This window comes from Rhodococcus zopfii NBRC 100606 = JCM 9919 (assembly GCF_001895025.1).
In the GTDB taxonomy this organism is placed as follows: Bacteria; Actinomycetota; Actinomycetes; order Mycobacteriales; family Mycobacteriaceae; genus Rhodococcus; species Rhodococcus zopfii.
In genome coordinates this window covers 18,566-34,187 of sequence record NZ_BCXI01000019.1, presented here as the reverse complement: position 1 = coordinate 34,187, position 15,622 = coordinate 18,566, and the positions used below count along the sequence as shown (strand labels likewise).

Sequence of the window (15,622 nt, the reverse complement as noted above, 5' to 3'; positions counted from 1 at the left end):
GCGACTCTAGCAGGCGTTCCGGGCTGGTCCGCCGCCGGGTCGGGGGCCAGCGGAAGGGTCGTGCCCCCGCCCAGGGATGTAGCGGCAATCAGTACCGTCGATAGAAAACAAGCTGTATGTTTGGCGATCGTCAGCACGGTCGCCGCCAGTGTGAAGTTCCCCGACGATTCCGTGCGACGACCATGCTGCGAGACCCCCTGTGCTCGCGCTCGGGCGGTCGCGGGACGGTGTCGACGGCGACTCCGCCTGCGCACAGCGATGTGGGAAAGGTGGAAGACGGGATGCGGGACGTCGAGGACTCCGGACGGTCGGATCTCGAGAATCTGCCGCGACTGATCGCGAACGTTGTCTCGCGAGACCCCGAACGGGTGGCTCTGGTGCGGGACGGTGCTGTCGTCACCTACGCCGGCCTCAACGCGGAACTGGCCGCCCTCGGCGCCGCCATGGGCGACGCGATCGGCCCCGACGCACTCGTTCCCGTCGTCCTCACCGGCCTGCTGCCCGGACTCGCCGGTACCGGCCCCGACGACGTCGCCGCCGCCCTCGCCGAACTGTCCGACGACCTGGCCGCATTCGAGGTGGAGGAGCAGGCGCCGGACGCGGTGCGACCGGACACACTGCCGGCCGCCTTCGCCGCGCAGGCCGCCGCAACGCCCGACGCCGTGGCCGTGGAGTTCGACGGCGTCGAGTACACCTACGGTGACCTCGCGGACCGGTCCCGCCGGCTCGCCCGCCGCCTCGTCGCGTCCGGCGTCGGGCCGGACGTCACCGTCGCCGTCGCGCTGCGCCGATCCTTCGATCTGCTCGTGGCCGTGTACGCGGTGCTCGAGGCCGGCGGCGCGTACGTGCCGCTCGATCCGGACCACCCCGCCGAGCGGCTGACGTACATCCTCGAGGTCGCGGAGCCCGCGGTCCTGCTCACCGGGGCCACTGCGCCGGTGCCCGTGGGGGAGGGGATCGAGGTGCTCGACGTGTCGGCACTCGATCTCGAGTCGACCTCGGCGGCGCCGCTCACCGACACCGATCGCCACCGCCCGCTGCACACCGCCGACACCGCCTACGTCATCTTCACCTCGGGATCCACCGGCCGGCCGAAGGGTGTCGCCGTCACCCACGAGGCGATCGTCGCGAACCTGCGCTGGCGGCAGGAGCAGTATCGGCTCGGGCCCGCCGACGTGGTGCTGCACAAGACGCCCGTCACGTTCGATGTGTCCGTGTGGGAGTTGTTCTGGCCGTTGCAAACCGGGGCACGGCTCGTCGTCGCCGCACCCGAGGGGCACCGGGACCCGCGCTACCTCGTGGACCTCATGCGCGTACGCGGGATCACCGTCGCGCATTTCGTGCCGTCGATGCTCTCGGTGTTCGTCGCCGAGGCCGAACTCGACTCGCTCACCTCCCTCCGGTACCTGTTCGCGTCCGGCGAAGCGTTGCCGGCGCGCATCGCAGTCCTGGTCCGGGAGCTGCTTCCCGCGGTGGCGGTCCACAACCTGTACGGCCCCACCGAAGCGGCCGTCGACGTGACCCACCACGAGGTCACCGATGACGACACCGATTCGGTGCCGATCGGCGCGCCCATCGCCGACACCGACCTGCTGATCCTCGACAGCGGATTGAACTGGGTGCCGGCCGGTGCGCAGGGCGAGCTGTATCTCGCAGGCACGCAGCTGGCCCGCGGATACGTCGCCCGGCCGGAACTGACCGCCGAACGGTTCGTCGCCAACCCGTACGGAGCTCCCGGCGAACGCATGTACAGGACCGGCGACCTCGTGGTGCGTTCCCGCGCGGACGAGCTGGAGTACCTGGGGCGCAGTGACTTCCAGGTCAAGATCCGGGGACTGCGCATCGAGCTGGGCGAGATCGAGGAGACTCTTGCGCGGCAGGACGGCATCGCACAGGCCGCCGTGCGTGTGCACGGTGACGACGCGCTGGGCGATCGTCTCGTCGCGTACGTGCGGCTGCGGCCGGCCGCCTCGTGGGACGAGGGCGCGGTGGTCGCCGCGCTGTCCGCGTCCCTGCCGGATTACATGGTCCCCACCGCCTACTGCGTGCTCGACGAGTTCCCGCTGACCACGAGCGGCAAGCTCGACCGCGCGGCGCTGCCGGCACCCGAGGCCCCCGCGCCGACCGGTGACGACCGCCTGCCGGAAACGGCGACCGAAACGGTGGTGGCCGCGGTGTTCGCGGAGATGCTCGGGCGGGATCGGGTGGGCGTCGACGACAACTTCTTCGCGCTCGGCGGCAATTCGCTCGGCGCGGTCCGCGCGGTCTCCCGCATCTCGGCCCGGCTCGGCAAGCCGCTGTCCGTCCAGGACTTCTTCGACGCACCGACCGCCGGTGGTGTCGCGCGACTGGTGGACCGGGTGACGGGCAACGACCCGGCGGGAAGCCCATTGGTCGCCGGCCCGCGGCCGTATCCGGTGCCCCTGGCGCCGGCCCAGACCCGGCTGTGGATCCTCGACCGCCTCGATCCGGGCTCCGCGCTCTACAACATCCCGCTCGTGGTCCGCCTGACCGGCTCCCTCGACGTCGACGCGTTGCAGCAGGCCGTCGGCGATCTCGTGGAACGGCACGAGGTGTTGCGCACCGCCTACCCGGAGGTCGACGGTGCAGGCACTCAGCTGGTGCTTCCGGTCGGTGCCGCCCAGCGGGCCGTGCCGGTCGAGACCGTCGTCCCGGACGAGGTCCCGGCCCGGATCGACGCGCTGGTGTCGGAGGGATTCGACATCGCCGAGGCCGCCCCGGTGCGCACGCACCTGCTGCGGGTGGCGGACGACGAGCACATCCTCGTCGTCGTCGTCCATCACATTGCCGGGGACGGATTCTCGGCGGGACCACTCACCCGCGACCTGATGCGCGCCTACGGCGCGCGCACCGCGGGAGTCGCGCCCGAACGCCTGCCGCTCCCGGTGCAGTACGCGGATTACGCACTGTGGCAACGGGATCGGCTCGGGGATCCCGACGAGCCGGATTCGCTCATGGCGCAGCAGCTCGGTTACTGGAGCGAGGAACTGGCGGGGCTGCAGGACCGGCTGGAGCTACCCACGGATCGGCCACGGCCCGCGGTGGCGTCGCAGTCCGGTGCCGCGGTGCCCGTGGAGATTCCGGCGGACATCCACGGCGCGGTGGCCGAGCTGGCCCGGACGACCGGCACCACCGAATTCATGGTGGTGCATGCGGCGCTCGCCGTGCTCCTCGCGCGACTGTCCGGGACCCCGGACGTGGCGGTCGGCACCCCGTCCGCCGGTCGCGGTGACGCGGGGCTCGACGAACTCGTCGGCATGTTCGTCAACACGCTCGTGCTGCGCACCCCGATCGATGCAGCGGAGTCGTTCACGGAGCTGCTGACCCGCGTACGGGACATCGACCTCGGGGCGTTCGGTCACCAGGACGTGCCGTTCGACTGCATCGTCGACGATCTCGCGCCGGCTCGGTCGCAGGCATACCACCCGCTGTTCCAGGTGATGCTCGCCTTCCAGAACGTCGACGCGATGCAGCTCGAGCTTCCGTCGCTGACCGTCACCACGGTCGACGTCCCTACGCGGCAGGCGAAGTTCGACCTGCAGGTCACGCTCGCCGAGCGCTTCGGCGACGAACGGGAGCCGGCTGGCATCGTCGGCGAGGTCGCCTACTCGACGGACCTGTTCGACGCAGGAACGATCGAGGTGTTCGTGCGGCGTTTCGTGCGGATCCTCGCCGAGGCCACCGCCGCTCCCGACCGTGCCGTCGGCGACCACCGCCTCCTGGATCGGGCGGAGCTCGGCACTGTGCTCGGACGCTGGAACTCGACGGACCGGCCGGTGCCGCCGGCCACGGTGCCGCGACTGCTCGACGCGCAGGCCGCCCGTACCCCGCACCTGCAGGCCGTCATCGACGACGACGGGGCCCTGACCTACGCGGATTTCGCCGCACGGGTGCACCGGCTGGCCCGCCGGCTCATCGCTGCCGGGGTCGGTCCCGAGCGCACCGTTGCGGTCGTCGCACCACGCTCGGTCGAGTTGCTGATTGCGGTCCACGCTGTGCTGCACGCCGGCGGTGCGTACGTGCCCGTCGATCCCGATCAGCCCGTCGCGCGCACCGAGCGGGTGCTGGCCGCGGCGCGTCCCGTCGTGGTACTCGTCGGTTCGACGGTGGAGCGCAGCGACGGGGGGTTGTCGCAGGTGGAGCGCAGCGACGGGGGGTTGTCGCAGGTGGAGCGCAGCGACGGGGGATTGTGGCAGGTGGAGCGCGGGGACAGCGCTGTGCCCGTGTTGCGGATCGATGACGTCCCCGATCTCAGCGATGCACCGATCCGGGACGCGGAACGGCTTGCGCCGCTGCGTCCCGACAACACGGCGTACGTGCTGTTCACGTCGGGTTCGACCGGCGAGCCGAAGGGTGTCGCCGTACCGCATCGGGCGGTGGTCAACCAGTTGCTGTGGATCGCGGACCTGTTCCGGATCAGCGTCGCCGACACCGTCTTGTGGAAGACTCCGGCGACGTTCGACGTGTCGGTGTGGGAAATGTTCGCGCCCTTGGCATCCGGGGCTCGGATGGTGGTCGCTGCGCCGGAGGCGCATCGTGATGCGCGACAGCTCGCCGACATCATCGGGCGCCGCGCGGTCACCTTGACGTCGTTCGTGCCGTCGCTGCTGTCGGTGTTCGCGACGACCGTTCCCGATCCTGCGGCGCTGCGGACGCTGCGTGCGGTCGCGGTGGCGGGTGAGGCATTGCCGGCTGCCACCGTCGGGGCGTTCCGGGCGGTGTCGCGTGCGGCGGTGCACAACTTGTACGGTCCCACCGAGTTCACGGTCCACGCGACGTCGGCGTTGGTGCCGCCGATGCCGTACCTGGCTTCGCGTCCGGTGCCGATGGGACGGCCGGTGTGGAATACCCGTGCCGTGGTGTTGGACTCGCGTATGCATCCCGTCCCGGTGGGGGTGAGGGGTGAGTTGTATCTGTCCGGCGTGCAGGAGGCTCGGGGCTATCACGGCCGGCCGGATCTGACGGCCGAGCGGTTCGTCGCGGACCGGTTCGGGCCGGCCGGAGCACGTCTGTACCGCACCGGCGACTGCGTGCAGTGGACCGCGGAGGGCCAGCTGCTCTACCTGGGGCGCACCGACTCTCAGGTGAAGATCCGCGGTGTGCGGATCGAGCTGGGCGACATCGAGTCGGCGCTGCTGAACCGGTCGGAGGTTGCGCAGGCGGTCGCGACCGTTCATCACGCCGCCGCCGCCGCCGGCGATCGGCTCGTCGCCTATGTCGTTGCGGCTCCGGCGGAGGCGGCGAGCGGTGTGGACGCCGGTGCGCTGCGCAGCGCGCTCGTCCGCGTCCTGCCGGCTCACCTGGTGCCGGACGCGATCGTCGTCGTCGACGGTTTCCCGGTCACATCTTCGGGCAAGCTCGACCGCGCGGCCCTGCCCGACCCGGTGTTCGAGACCCGCGAATTCGTCTCGCCCGCCACGGATGCGGAGAGGATCGTCGCGGACGTGTTCGCCGCGGTTCTCGGCGTGGAGACGGTCGGTGCTCAGGACGACTTCTTCGCGCTCGGCGGGAACTCGTTGTCGGCCACGCAGGTCGCGGCGCGACTCGCCGACGAACTGGGCGCGGACGTGACCGTCCGGTCGCTGTTCGACACCCGGACCGTTGCCGAATTCGCCGCGCTGCTCGAGGATTCCGAGCTCGCCGGTGCTGTCGGCGGACCGGTTTCCGGTCCCAGGCCGGAACGGCTTCCGCTGTCGTGGTCGCAGTCGCGGATGTGGTTCCTCAACCGGTTCGACACCGGCTCGGGGCTGCACAACATTCCGCTGGTGGTCCGGCTGTCCGGGACTCTCGACGTCGATGCTCTGTGCGACGCGTTCGGTGATGTCGTGGCACGGCACGAGGTGCTGCGCACCGTCTATCCCGAAGCGGACGGCACCGGCCACCAGGTCGTGCTGACGGTCGAGCAGGCGCGGCCGCAGCTGCCGATCGCCGACGTGCCCGCAGGCCGACTCGACGAAGAGCTCGCCGGCCTCGTCGGCGCGGGATTCGATGTCACCGCCGAGGTTCCCGTGCGCGCCCGGCTGCTGCGCATCGGGGACGGCGAGTACGTGCTCGCGGTGGTCGTTCACCACATCGCCGCGGACGGTTTCTCGGTGGCCCCGCTGATCCGGGATCTTGCGGCGGCCTACACCGCTCGTGTCGCCGGACAGGCGCCCGATTGGGAACCGCTGCCCGTGCAGTACGCGGACTATGCGCTGTGGCAGCGCGAGATTCTCGGCGACGGAACCGATCCCGATTCGGGTCACAGCCGCAAGTTGGCCTACTGGCGGGAACACCTGGCGGGGCTGCCTGCCCAGCTCGACCTGCCGAGCGACCGTCGCAGGCCCGCAACGGGATCCGGTCGTGGCGGGCAGGTCCACGCGACGATCCCGGCCGCCACGCGCGCCGCGATCGACGCCACGGCCGAACGTTCCGGTGCGACACCGTTCATGGTGGTGCACGCCGCGCTGGCGCTGCTGCTGTCCCGGCTGTCCGGCTCCACCGACATCGCCGTCGGCACACCACTGGCAGGCCGGGGCCACCGGGTACTCGACGATCTCGTCGGCATGTTCGTCAACACGGTCGTGCTCCGCACCGAGATCGACCCCGCCGAGTCGTTCACCGCCTTCCTGTCCCGTGTCCGGGAAGTCGACCTGGCGGCGCACGCGAACTCCGAGATTCCGTTCGAGCGGCTCGTCGAGGCTCTCGATCCCGAGCGGTCGCCGGGGCGTCACCCCCTGTTCCAGGTTGCGTTGGCGTACCAGAACTTCGAGCGGCAGGAACTCACGCTGCCGGACCTGACCGTCGCCGAGTTCGCGGTCGAGACGCACCTGTCGAAGTTCGATCTGCAGTTCGCGATCGGTGAGGCTGCAGACACGGCCGGCGGACCGGGCGCGTTGTCCCTGGTGATCGGTTACGCCACCGACCTGTTCGATGCGGCGACCGTCGAGGTCCTGGCCGAGCGGCTCGTGCGGATCCTCGACGCCGTCACGGCCGTTCCGTACACGGCGGTCGGCGACGTCGAGATCCTGTCGCCCGACGAGCGGGCCGGTGTGCTGACGTCGGGCCGGCGGGTCGGGTTGCGGCCGCAGACGCTGCCGGCGTTGCTCGCCGCGGCCGCAGCCGACCCGACCGCGGTCGCGGTGGTGAGCGGCGACGCCGCGCTCACCTACGGTGACCTCGACGCGGCTGCGCGGCGGTGGGCGCGCGTCCTGCGTGAGCGGGGCGTCGGCCGAGGCGATCTCGTGCTCGTCGCGGTACCCCGGTCGGCCGAGTCGATCCTCGCGATGTGGGCGGTCGCGCGCTGCGGTGCCGGGTTCGTCCCCGTCGATGTCGACTACCCCGCGGACCGGCTCGCATATGTCGTCGCGGATTCCGGTGCGCGCGTGGGGCTGACCCTCGCCGAGCATCGTCCGGCGCTGCCTGCGGGCCCGCAGTGGCTCGCACTCGACGACGATGCCGAGACATTCTCTGTTGCAGCGGATTCCGATTCCGATCCAGCGGAGTTCCCGCCGGTGTATCCCGGTGAAGTCGCATACGTGATCTACACCTCCGGCTCGACCGGCACCCCGAAGGGCGTGACCGTCACCCACGCGGGCCTGTACAACCTGTGCGTGGAGGTGCGTGAACGGTACCGGCTCGATGCGCGGTCGCGGGTGCTGCACGTCGCCTCGCCGAGTTTCGACGCCTCCGTCCTCGAGCAGGTCTTCGCGGTCTCCGTCGGCGCGACCGTCGTCGTTGCGCCTGCTCACGCCTACGGCGGTTCCGCGCTCGCCGGGCTGATGCGGGACCGGGCCGTCACCCACGCGTTCCTCACCCCGTCGGTCGCCGCCACCGTCGACCCGGACGATCTCGGCGACTGCCGCGTCCTGGTCACCGGTGGAGAGGCGGTTACCGGTGACGTGGTCCGGCGATGGGCGGTCGGTGGCCGCGCCGTGTTCAACGCGTACGGACCGACCGAGGCGACGATCATGACCCACACCGCCGGGCCGCTGTCGCCGGGTGTGCCGGTGGCCCTCGGTCATCCGGTGCGCGGGGCCGGGCATCTGGTGCTCGATTCGCGGCTGCGGCCGGTGCCGGTCGGTGTCCCCGGTGAGCTCTATCTCGTCGGTGACGCGCTGGCCCGCGGCTATCACCGGCGGGTCGCGCTCACCGCGGCGCGGTTCGTCGCCAACCCCCTCGACGGTTGGGGCGAGCGCATGTACCGCACCGGTGATGTGGTGAGCCGCAACGTCACCGGGGAACTCGTCTATCACGGTCGCTCCGATTTCCAGGTCAAGATCCACGGGCTGCGCATCGAGCTCGGTGAGATCGACGCGGTACTCCTGGCTGACGACGCGGTCGCCGCGGCCGTGACGGTGGGTCGCGACACGGCACCGCGACTCGTCGCGTACGTGGTGCCTGCCGTCGACGGTGATCTCGACGAGCAGGAACTGCTCCGCGTCGCCGCATCCCGGCTGCCCGCGCACATGGTGCCGTCGGCGATCGTGGTGCTCGACGCGTTGCCGCTCACCCCGTCGGGCAAGCTGGATCGGCGGGCACTGCCGGAGCCGTCGGTCGTGTCGCGTCCGTTCCGCGCCCCGTCGACCCGGTACGAGCAGGGCGTCGCCGAGATCTACTCGCGCCTGCTCGACGTCGAGCAGGTCGGGGCGGACGACGATTTCTTCGATCTCGGCGGGCACTCGCTGCTCATCCTGTCCCTGGCCGCCGCCGTCACCGAGCGCTTCGGTGTGGAGGTCACGGTGCCGCAGTTGTTCGAACATGCACCGGTCTACAAGCTTGCCCGGCTCATCGAGGCCGGAACACCCGACGCATCGCCGGCCGCCGAGTGGGAGGGCGATCTCGAACTGGCCGCCGACATCGTCCCGGACGGGATCCCGGCGGCACGACCGGACGGTCGGCGTGTGCTGCTGACCGGAGCCACCGGCTTCCTCGGCCGGTACCTGCTGCGGGATCTGCTGGCGCACAGCGGCATGCGCGTGTGGTGTCTGGTTCGGACGACGTCCGAGGCCGAAGGCCTCGATCGCATCGAGGCGGGGCTCCGTGCGTTCGGATTGTGGCGCGAGTACTACCGCGGACGGATCGTGGTGGTACCGGGTGATCTGGGGCAGCCGCGACTCGGGTTGTCCGACACGGAGTTCGACGATCTCGCCCGCGGCGTGGATGTCATCGTGCACAACGGTGCCCGCGTCAATCACATCGAGCCGTACAGCAGGATGCGGGCGGCGAACGTGTCCGGCACCGAGGAGATCCTCCGGCTCGCCGTCACCGGGACGGTCAAACCCGTGCACTTCGTCTCCACCGGGTCGGTGCTCACCGACACTGCCGCGCCCGTACCCGCGGACGGTGCTCCGCGGCTGGTAGGTGAGGACGATCGGCTGCCCACGGAGCGGGTGATGGACTCCGGGTATGTCCGCAGCAAGTGGGTGGCGGAGGAACTCGTCGCCGCCGCGCGGCGCCGCGGCATCCCGGTCTCGATCTATCGTCCGGGCCTGATCAGCGGCGACACCGTGTCCGGGGCGGCCGGCACCGACGACGCGTTCTGGAACGTCGTCCGGGCGATGGTGGCGCTGCGGATGGTGCCGGAGTCCGCGGTCGGTTCGGTCGCGCTCGTCCCCGTCACGTACGTGGCGGCGGCGCTGGTCGCGCTCGCCCTCGATCCGTCGACGATCGGCGGAAACTTCCACCTCGTCAACCGGCGCCGCGTCGCCGCGGACGATCTCGTCGCGCGGTTGCGGGCCCACGGATTCGAGCTGCGGCCGGTGAGCGACGAGGTGTTCGCGACCGCGCTGATCGAGGCCTCGCAGACATTGTCCGAGCGCGGCGACGACCGGCTGACCCGCGCGATGCTGGTCGCCGGCGAGTTTGCGCAGGGCCTGTCCGAGGCGGAGGACTTCGACGACGAGAACGCGCGCCGCGCGCTCGTGGACTCGGCTCTCGAGTGCCCGGTGGTCGACGACGAGGTGCTGGCCTGGTACGTGACGTACTTCGCGCACATCGGCTTTCTCGAACCGCTCGCGGACGGGCTGGTGCCGGCCGAGCAGGCCGATGCCGAGGCGGTGGTGGACGGGTCCGACGACCGGTAGGTCCACCGGGTGCCCGGACATTGCATCGCGCGTGCAGATTGTTGGTACCTTGACGTCAGATCGTCGGGAACGGGAGGTCACGTGGAATCCGAGACACTCACGATCGACTGCAAATACGGTTCGGCGCGCGGGTATCGGGACGGATCGGTGTTCGTGTGGAAGGGGCTTCCGTATGCGGCTCCGGCCGGTGGGGACCTCCGTTTCCGTGCCCCGGAGCCGCCGGAGCCGTGGACCGGCGTGCGCGACTGTCGCGACTTCGGGCCCATCGCGCCGCAGGGTCGCGACAACCCGATCCCGGTCGATCCCGGCCTGACGATCGGGGAGGACTGCCTCTCCCTGAACATCTGGGCGCCCGAGCCGGACGGGGAACCGCGCCCGGTGATGGTGTGGATCCACGGTGGCGCCTACGTGCTCGGCTATTCGGGCCAGAAGATCTACGACGGCCGGCAGCTGTGCGAGTCCGGCGATGTCGTGGTCGTGACCGTCAACTACCGACTGGGTGCTCTCGGGTTCCTCGACCTGTCGTCGTTCTCGACGGCGGAGACGACGTTCGAATCGAATGTGGGGCTGCGCGATCAGATCGCGGCCCTGGAATGGGTGCGCGACTGCATCTCGGCGTTCGGTGGCGATCCGGCGCGCGTGATCGTCTTCGGGGAATCGTCGGGCGGCGGCTCGATCACGACGCTGATGACGGTGCCCCGCGCCGAGGGACTCTTCCACGCGGCCATCGCCCAGTCCCCACCCGCGACTTCGGCATACGGTCGCGAGCGTGCGGCGACCGTCGCCGAACGGTTCCTCGAGGTCCTCGACGTCTCGCGGTCGCGGGTGTCGACGCTCCGTGGCCTGCCGCACGAGCAGCTCACCGCGGCCGGGGACGTGCTGGCCCGGGAGATCCCGCTCGAGGTGCCGGGCACGCTGGCGTTGGCGCCGGTCGTCGACCGGGATCTCGTACCGAAGTACCCGGTGGCGGCGTTCCAGAAGGGTCTGTCGCACCGGATCCCGCTGATCATCGGATCGAACCGGGACGAACCGTCGATCTTCCGGTGGATGAAATCCCCGCTGATGCCGATCGACGACACCGCGGTGCAGGGCATGTTCGCGGCGCTGGCCGCGGACGGCGCCGATCTGCCGCCCGAGCGGATCGACGAGATCGTCGCGGCCTATCCGGCGGAGACGAAACCCAGTGGCGCCATGGCCCTGTCGCGGGACGCGGGCTTCCGGATGCCGGTGCTGTGGATCGCCGACGCGCACAGCGCGCACTCGCCGACCTGGGTGTACCGCTTCGACCATGCGACGCCGATTCTCCGGGCAGCACGGATCGGGGCGGGGCACGCCACCGAACTCCCCTATGTTTTCGGCAATTTCGGGACTCTCGGACACGACCCGACGTTCTGGCTCGGCGGGCGGAAGGCCGCGACCGAACTGTCGGGCCGGATCCGGCGCCGTTGGACGGCGTTCGCGCACCACGGCATGCCCGCGGCACTCGACGGGTCCCGGCACTGGGCGCCGTACACGGCCGACACCCGCATGACCCTCGTGCTCGACGCGACGGACACCGTCGTTCCGGATCCGGACGGGCACCTGCGTCGGATGTGGGGCGACCGGGTCATGGGTTTCAGCTAGCCGGGTCTGCTGGGTTGCCGGGACCGCGGGGGATCAGCCGGGGCGGACGATCTCGACCATCTCGAAGTCGGCCTTGGCGGCACCGCAGTCCGGGCACGACCAGTCGTCGGGAATGTCCTCCCAGCGGGTGCCCGGCTCGATGCCCTCGTCGGGCCAGCCGGCGGCCTCGTCGTATTCGAAACCGCAGACGAGGCAACGGAAGAGCCGGTAGTCGGTTGCCATGTCAGTTGCCTCTCGGTTCGAAGTCGATCTTCTCGCGGACACCGCAGTCGGGGCAGCACCAGTCCTCGGGTACCGCCGTCCACGCGGTGCCGGCCGGGAACCCTTCGTGCGGGGCGCCGGTGGCCTCGTCGTACACGTAATCGCACACCGGGCAGACGTAGGCGGCCATCACTGCGCCTCGCCGTATCGGGCGAGGATCTTCTCGCGTTTACTCGGCTGGATGTTCACGCGGGACAGATCGCCGTCGTAGTGGTCGAGTACCCGATGGTCCATCACCTTGCGCCACAACGGCGGGAAGTAGGTGAGGCCGACCATGCTCGCGTAGCCGCTGGGCAGATTCGGCGCGCCGTCCATGCTGCGCAGCGTCTGATAGCGGCGGGTCGGGTTCGCATGATGATCGCTGTGGCGCTGCAGGTGGTACAGGAAGATGTTGGTCACGATGTGATCGGAGTTCCAGCTGTGCTCCGGGGCGCACCGCTCGTAACGGCCGGATTCGGTTTTGCGGCGCAGCAGTCCGTAGTGCTCGAGGTAGTTCACTGATTCGAGCAGTGAGAAGCCGTATACCGCCTGGATGATCAGGAACGGCAGTACCACCGGGCCGAATACGGCAACGAGAACGGCGAACAGCGCCACCGACAGCAACCACGCGGAGAGAACATCGTTGCGGAAGGTCCACGGACCCTTACCGAGTCGTTCCAGCCGGGTCTTCTCGAGGTGCCACGACGACTTCAGCCCACCCCACACGCTGCGTGGCAGGAACGACCAGAACGATTCGCCGAAACGTGCGCTGGCCGGGTCCTCGGGAGTGGACACCCGGACGTGGTGGCCGCGGTTGTGCTCGATGTAGAAGTGGCCGTAGAAGGTCTGCGCGAGAGCGATCCGCGACAGCCGGCGTTCGAGTTGTTCCTTCTTGTGGCCGAGTTCGTGGGCGGTGTTGATGCCGACTCCGCCCATGACGCCGATGCTGATCGCCAGGCCGATCTTCGACACGAGCCCGAGGCCGTCGTCGAGTCCGAGCCACCCGAGGTGCTCGGCCGACCACAGATAGCACGCGAAGACGAGGCTGGCGAGCTGGAACGGGAGGTAGGCGTAGGTGCAGTACCGGTAGTAGCGGTCCGCGGCGAGGCGTTCCATCACGTCGTCGGGCGGGTTCTGGCCGTCCGGGCCGAAGAAGCGATCCAGGATCGGTAGCAGGACGTAGACCAGCAGCGGTCCGATCCACCACCACACGGGAGCCACCGCCGTCCAGCCGAGTCGGTCGAACGCCCACACCAGCGCGGTCGCGGCGAATACCGCCGTGGGCGGAACCAGCCCGAGCAGCCACAAGTAGCGCTTGCGGTCGTGCCACTGCTGCGCAGGCGTCGGCTGCGGCCGGTCGATGTCGCGCGTCGTCACCGTGTCCTCCTTGATATGACCTGAATCACCCTGTGATGGACGTTACGCGCGATGAGATCCAGTGTCTAGACATCAGTGGTGATTTGTAAATCAACCCGTCCTCGCGCGCGAAAACGTCAGCCGCCGGGTGCAGGAGGTGGGCGGCTGACGTTTTCGTCTGCGGGGTGGGCTCGATCAGTCGCCGACGACAGCGGTGGCTTCGACCTCCACGAGGAGGTCCGGCCCGGCCAGTGCCGCGACGCCGATGCCGGTGAGGGGGGCGGCCGGCGGCTCGACGCCGAGTCTCGTTGCGGCGCGGGCGATACCCTCGGCGAACAGCGGCATGTTGGCCGGATTCCAGTCGGGGATGTAGACGGTCAGTTTGGCGATGTCGTCGAACGAGGCGCCCGCGGCGGACAGGGCGGTGTGGAGATTGAGGTAGCACTGCTCGACCTGGGCGGTGAAGTCGCCGACGCCCACCGTGTTGCCGTCGGGGTCGACGGCGACCTGCCCGGCGACGAAGACCAGTCGTGAGCCGGTCGCGATCGAGACCTGCCGATAGAGATCGACTGCCGGGAGATTGTCGGGGTCGACGAGGGTGATGGTCATGGTGCCTCCAATTGGATCGGGAACCTGCACGCCCCGAATACTATAACAATGCAATGCTATGTAAACTCGGGGATGTGGCGAGGACGAAGGACCCGGCGGTTCGCACACTGCTCATCGAGCGAGCAGCGCACATGCTCCGCACCCGAGAACCCATCACGCTGCGGTCGCTGGTCGACGGGACCGGGGTGTCGACGATGGCCGTCTACACCTATTTCGGCAGCATGGACGGCATGTGGAAGGCCCTGCGGCAGGAGGGGTTCACGCGGCTCGCGGCCCGATTCGCGACGATGCCGACCTCCGCCGACCCGGTGCGGGACCTGGCCGCGCTCGTCGCGTCCTATCTCGGCAACGCGCTCGACCATCCCGATCTGTATCGCGTGATGTTCGACGCGAGCGTCGAACTCGAGGACCTCGCCGCCGCGGACGCGACCCTCGAGTATCTGGTGCAGGCGGCGTTGCGGGGACGCGAGGCGGGCAGATTCCGGTCCGACGTCGACCCGCTCGAGTTGGCCACCCAGAGCTGGGCTGTCGGCCACGGTCTGGTGTCGCTGGTGGCAGGCGGCCCGCTGCCGGCTTCGACGCTCGAGCACACGATCCCCATGCTGACCGCGCTGTTCGTCGCCGCGGGAGACGAACCGGAACGGTGTCGCGCCTCCGTCGAACAGGGGTGGAACGAGAACCCGCCGGCCGAATAGCACGACGCCGCCGCGACCTCGGTCGCGACGGCGTCGGATGTGCGGCGATCGGCCCCTCGGGGTGAACGATCAGTTGCGGTATTCGGGATGGTCGGCGACGAACTTCGCGACATACGAGCACGACGCGCCGATCTTCAGGCCCTCGGCGCGGGTCGCGTCCAGAGCCTGGCGCACGACGTCGCCGGCGACGCCCTGGCCGCGGAACTCCGGTTCGGTGACGGTGTGGTCGAAGTCGCGCACGCCGTCGACCTGCGTGTAGTCGGCGTAGCCGGCGAGTGCATCGCCGATGTAGAGGGCAAATCGCGACTGCTCGGGGAGATGCTCGACGCGACGGTTTTCATTGTTCTGGCTCATGATCGCACCCTACCGTCGTGGTGACGGACGACGGCGAGGAGTGCGGGGGAGCGGCGGCCGGGCCAGGTGCCGGTGAGCACTTCGGGTCCCGGCGGCAGCCCGAGGTGCTCACCGACCATCCGTGCCAGCTCGATCTCGACGCCGCCCGCCGACACGGTGGTCGTCGCCGCGTCGCTCGCGTGAGAGATCCGGCCGATGGCCGGTACCGGGGACTCGGGAGTTCCGCTGCCGGCGACCTGCACCGGTCCCGCGGTGGTCTCGCCCGTTTCGGCGTCGACGAGTTCGGCTGCGCCACCGCCGGTCGCGATCGCGGCGACCAGCGCGGTGAGGTACGCCGGGTCGGCGCACGCGTCGTAGACCCAACGGGTTCCGAGCACGGTGTGGTCCAACGTGGCGACCAGCGAGTCCTGGGCATCGTGGAGCGGGGCGCCGCGATAGGTCAACGGCACCTGCAGAATTCGCCCGTCCCCGGTGCGCAGCAGGTGTGTTTCGATGCCGACCTCGCCGTCGGGATCGTCGAACCGGAACGCACCGATCCGTTCGAGGTCGGTCGAGTCTCCGGACCACGGTTGCGACGGCACCCACGCCGCGAGGATCTCCGGCTTCGACGGTGACAACTGTGCGTTCTGGTGGATGATGGCCATGGGTCGGACGATACGT

The 15,622-nt window shown here is 69.8% G+C and carries 9 protein-coding genes; 3 read left to right on the top strand and 6 right to left on the bottom strand.

The features are described 5' to 3' along the window. Positions 1-281 precede the first annotated feature (281 nt). On the top strand, positions 282-10,085 hold the full coding sequence (locus RZ1_RS14345; protein WP_072812843.1) for a non-ribosomal peptide synthetase: 9,804 nt from the start codon (positions 282-284) through the stop codon (positions 10,083-10,085). An 81-nt stretch (positions 10,086-10,166) separates the two neighbouring features. Next, positions 10,167-11,708: a carboxylesterase/lipase family protein gene (locus RZ1_RS14340; protein ID WP_072812841.1), complete on the top strand. Its 1,542-nt coding sequence runs from the start codon at positions 10,167-10,169 to the stop codon at positions 11,706-11,708. A gap of 33 nt (positions 11,709-11,741) precedes the next feature. Here the strand turns inward: RZ1_RS14340 and RZ1_RS14335 are convergent, their stop codons facing one another. The 4 genes from RZ1_RS14335 to RZ1_RS14320 form a co-directional block, all read right to left on the bottom strand. After that, entirely contained in the window at positions 11,742-11,930 is a 189-nt protein-coding gene (locus RZ1_RS14335) for a rubredoxin (protein WP_072812840.1), read from the bottom strand. 1 nt (position 11,931) lies between these two features. Then, positions 11,932-12,099, bottom strand: a complete 168-nt coding sequence (locus RZ1_RS14330; protein ID WP_072812838.1) for a rubredoxin — start codon at positions 12,097-12,099, stop codon at positions 11,932-11,934. Beyond that, positions 12,099-13,325, bottom strand: a complete 1,227-nt coding sequence (locus tag RZ1_RS14325; protein WP_072812836.1) for an alkane 1-monooxygenase — start codon at positions 13,323-13,325, stop codon at positions 12,099-12,101. The genes RZ1_RS14330 and RZ1_RS14325 overlap by 1 nt, the downstream gene beginning before the upstream one ends. A 174-nt stretch (positions 13,326-13,499) precedes the next feature. After that, a complete protein-coding gene (locus RZ1_RS14320) occupies positions 13,500-13,913 on the bottom strand; it encodes a RidA family protein (RefSeq protein ID WP_072812835.1) in 414 nt (137 codons plus the stop codon). 74 nt (positions 13,914-13,987) lie between these two features. On the opposite strand from RZ1_RS14320, the gene RZ1_RS14315 reads away from it, so the two are divergent. Further along, positions 13,988-14,608, top strand: a complete 621-nt coding sequence (locus RZ1_RS14315; protein WP_072812834.1) for a TetR/AcrR family transcriptional regulator — start codon at positions 13,988-13,990, stop codon at positions 14,606-14,608. A 69-nt stretch (positions 14,609-14,677) separates the two neighbouring features. Here RZ1_RS14315 and RZ1_RS14310 read toward each other — a convergent pair whose 3' ends face one another. Both RZ1_RS14310 and RZ1_RS14305 read right to left on the bottom strand, forming a co-directional pair. Continuing rightward, positions 14,678-14,962, bottom strand: coding sequence for a GNAT family N-acetyltransferase (locus tag RZ1_RS14310; protein ID WP_072812832.1), 285 nt, complete (start codon positions 14,960-14,962; stop codon positions 14,678-14,680). Further along, positions 14,959-15,606, bottom strand: coding sequence for a CG0192-related protein (locus RZ1_RS14305; protein WP_072812831.1), 648 nt, complete (start codon positions 15,604-15,606; stop codon positions 14,959-14,961). Before RZ1_RS14305 ends, RZ1_RS14310 begins: the two co-directional genes overlap by 4 nt. Positions 15,607-15,622: the final 16 nt, after the last annotated feature.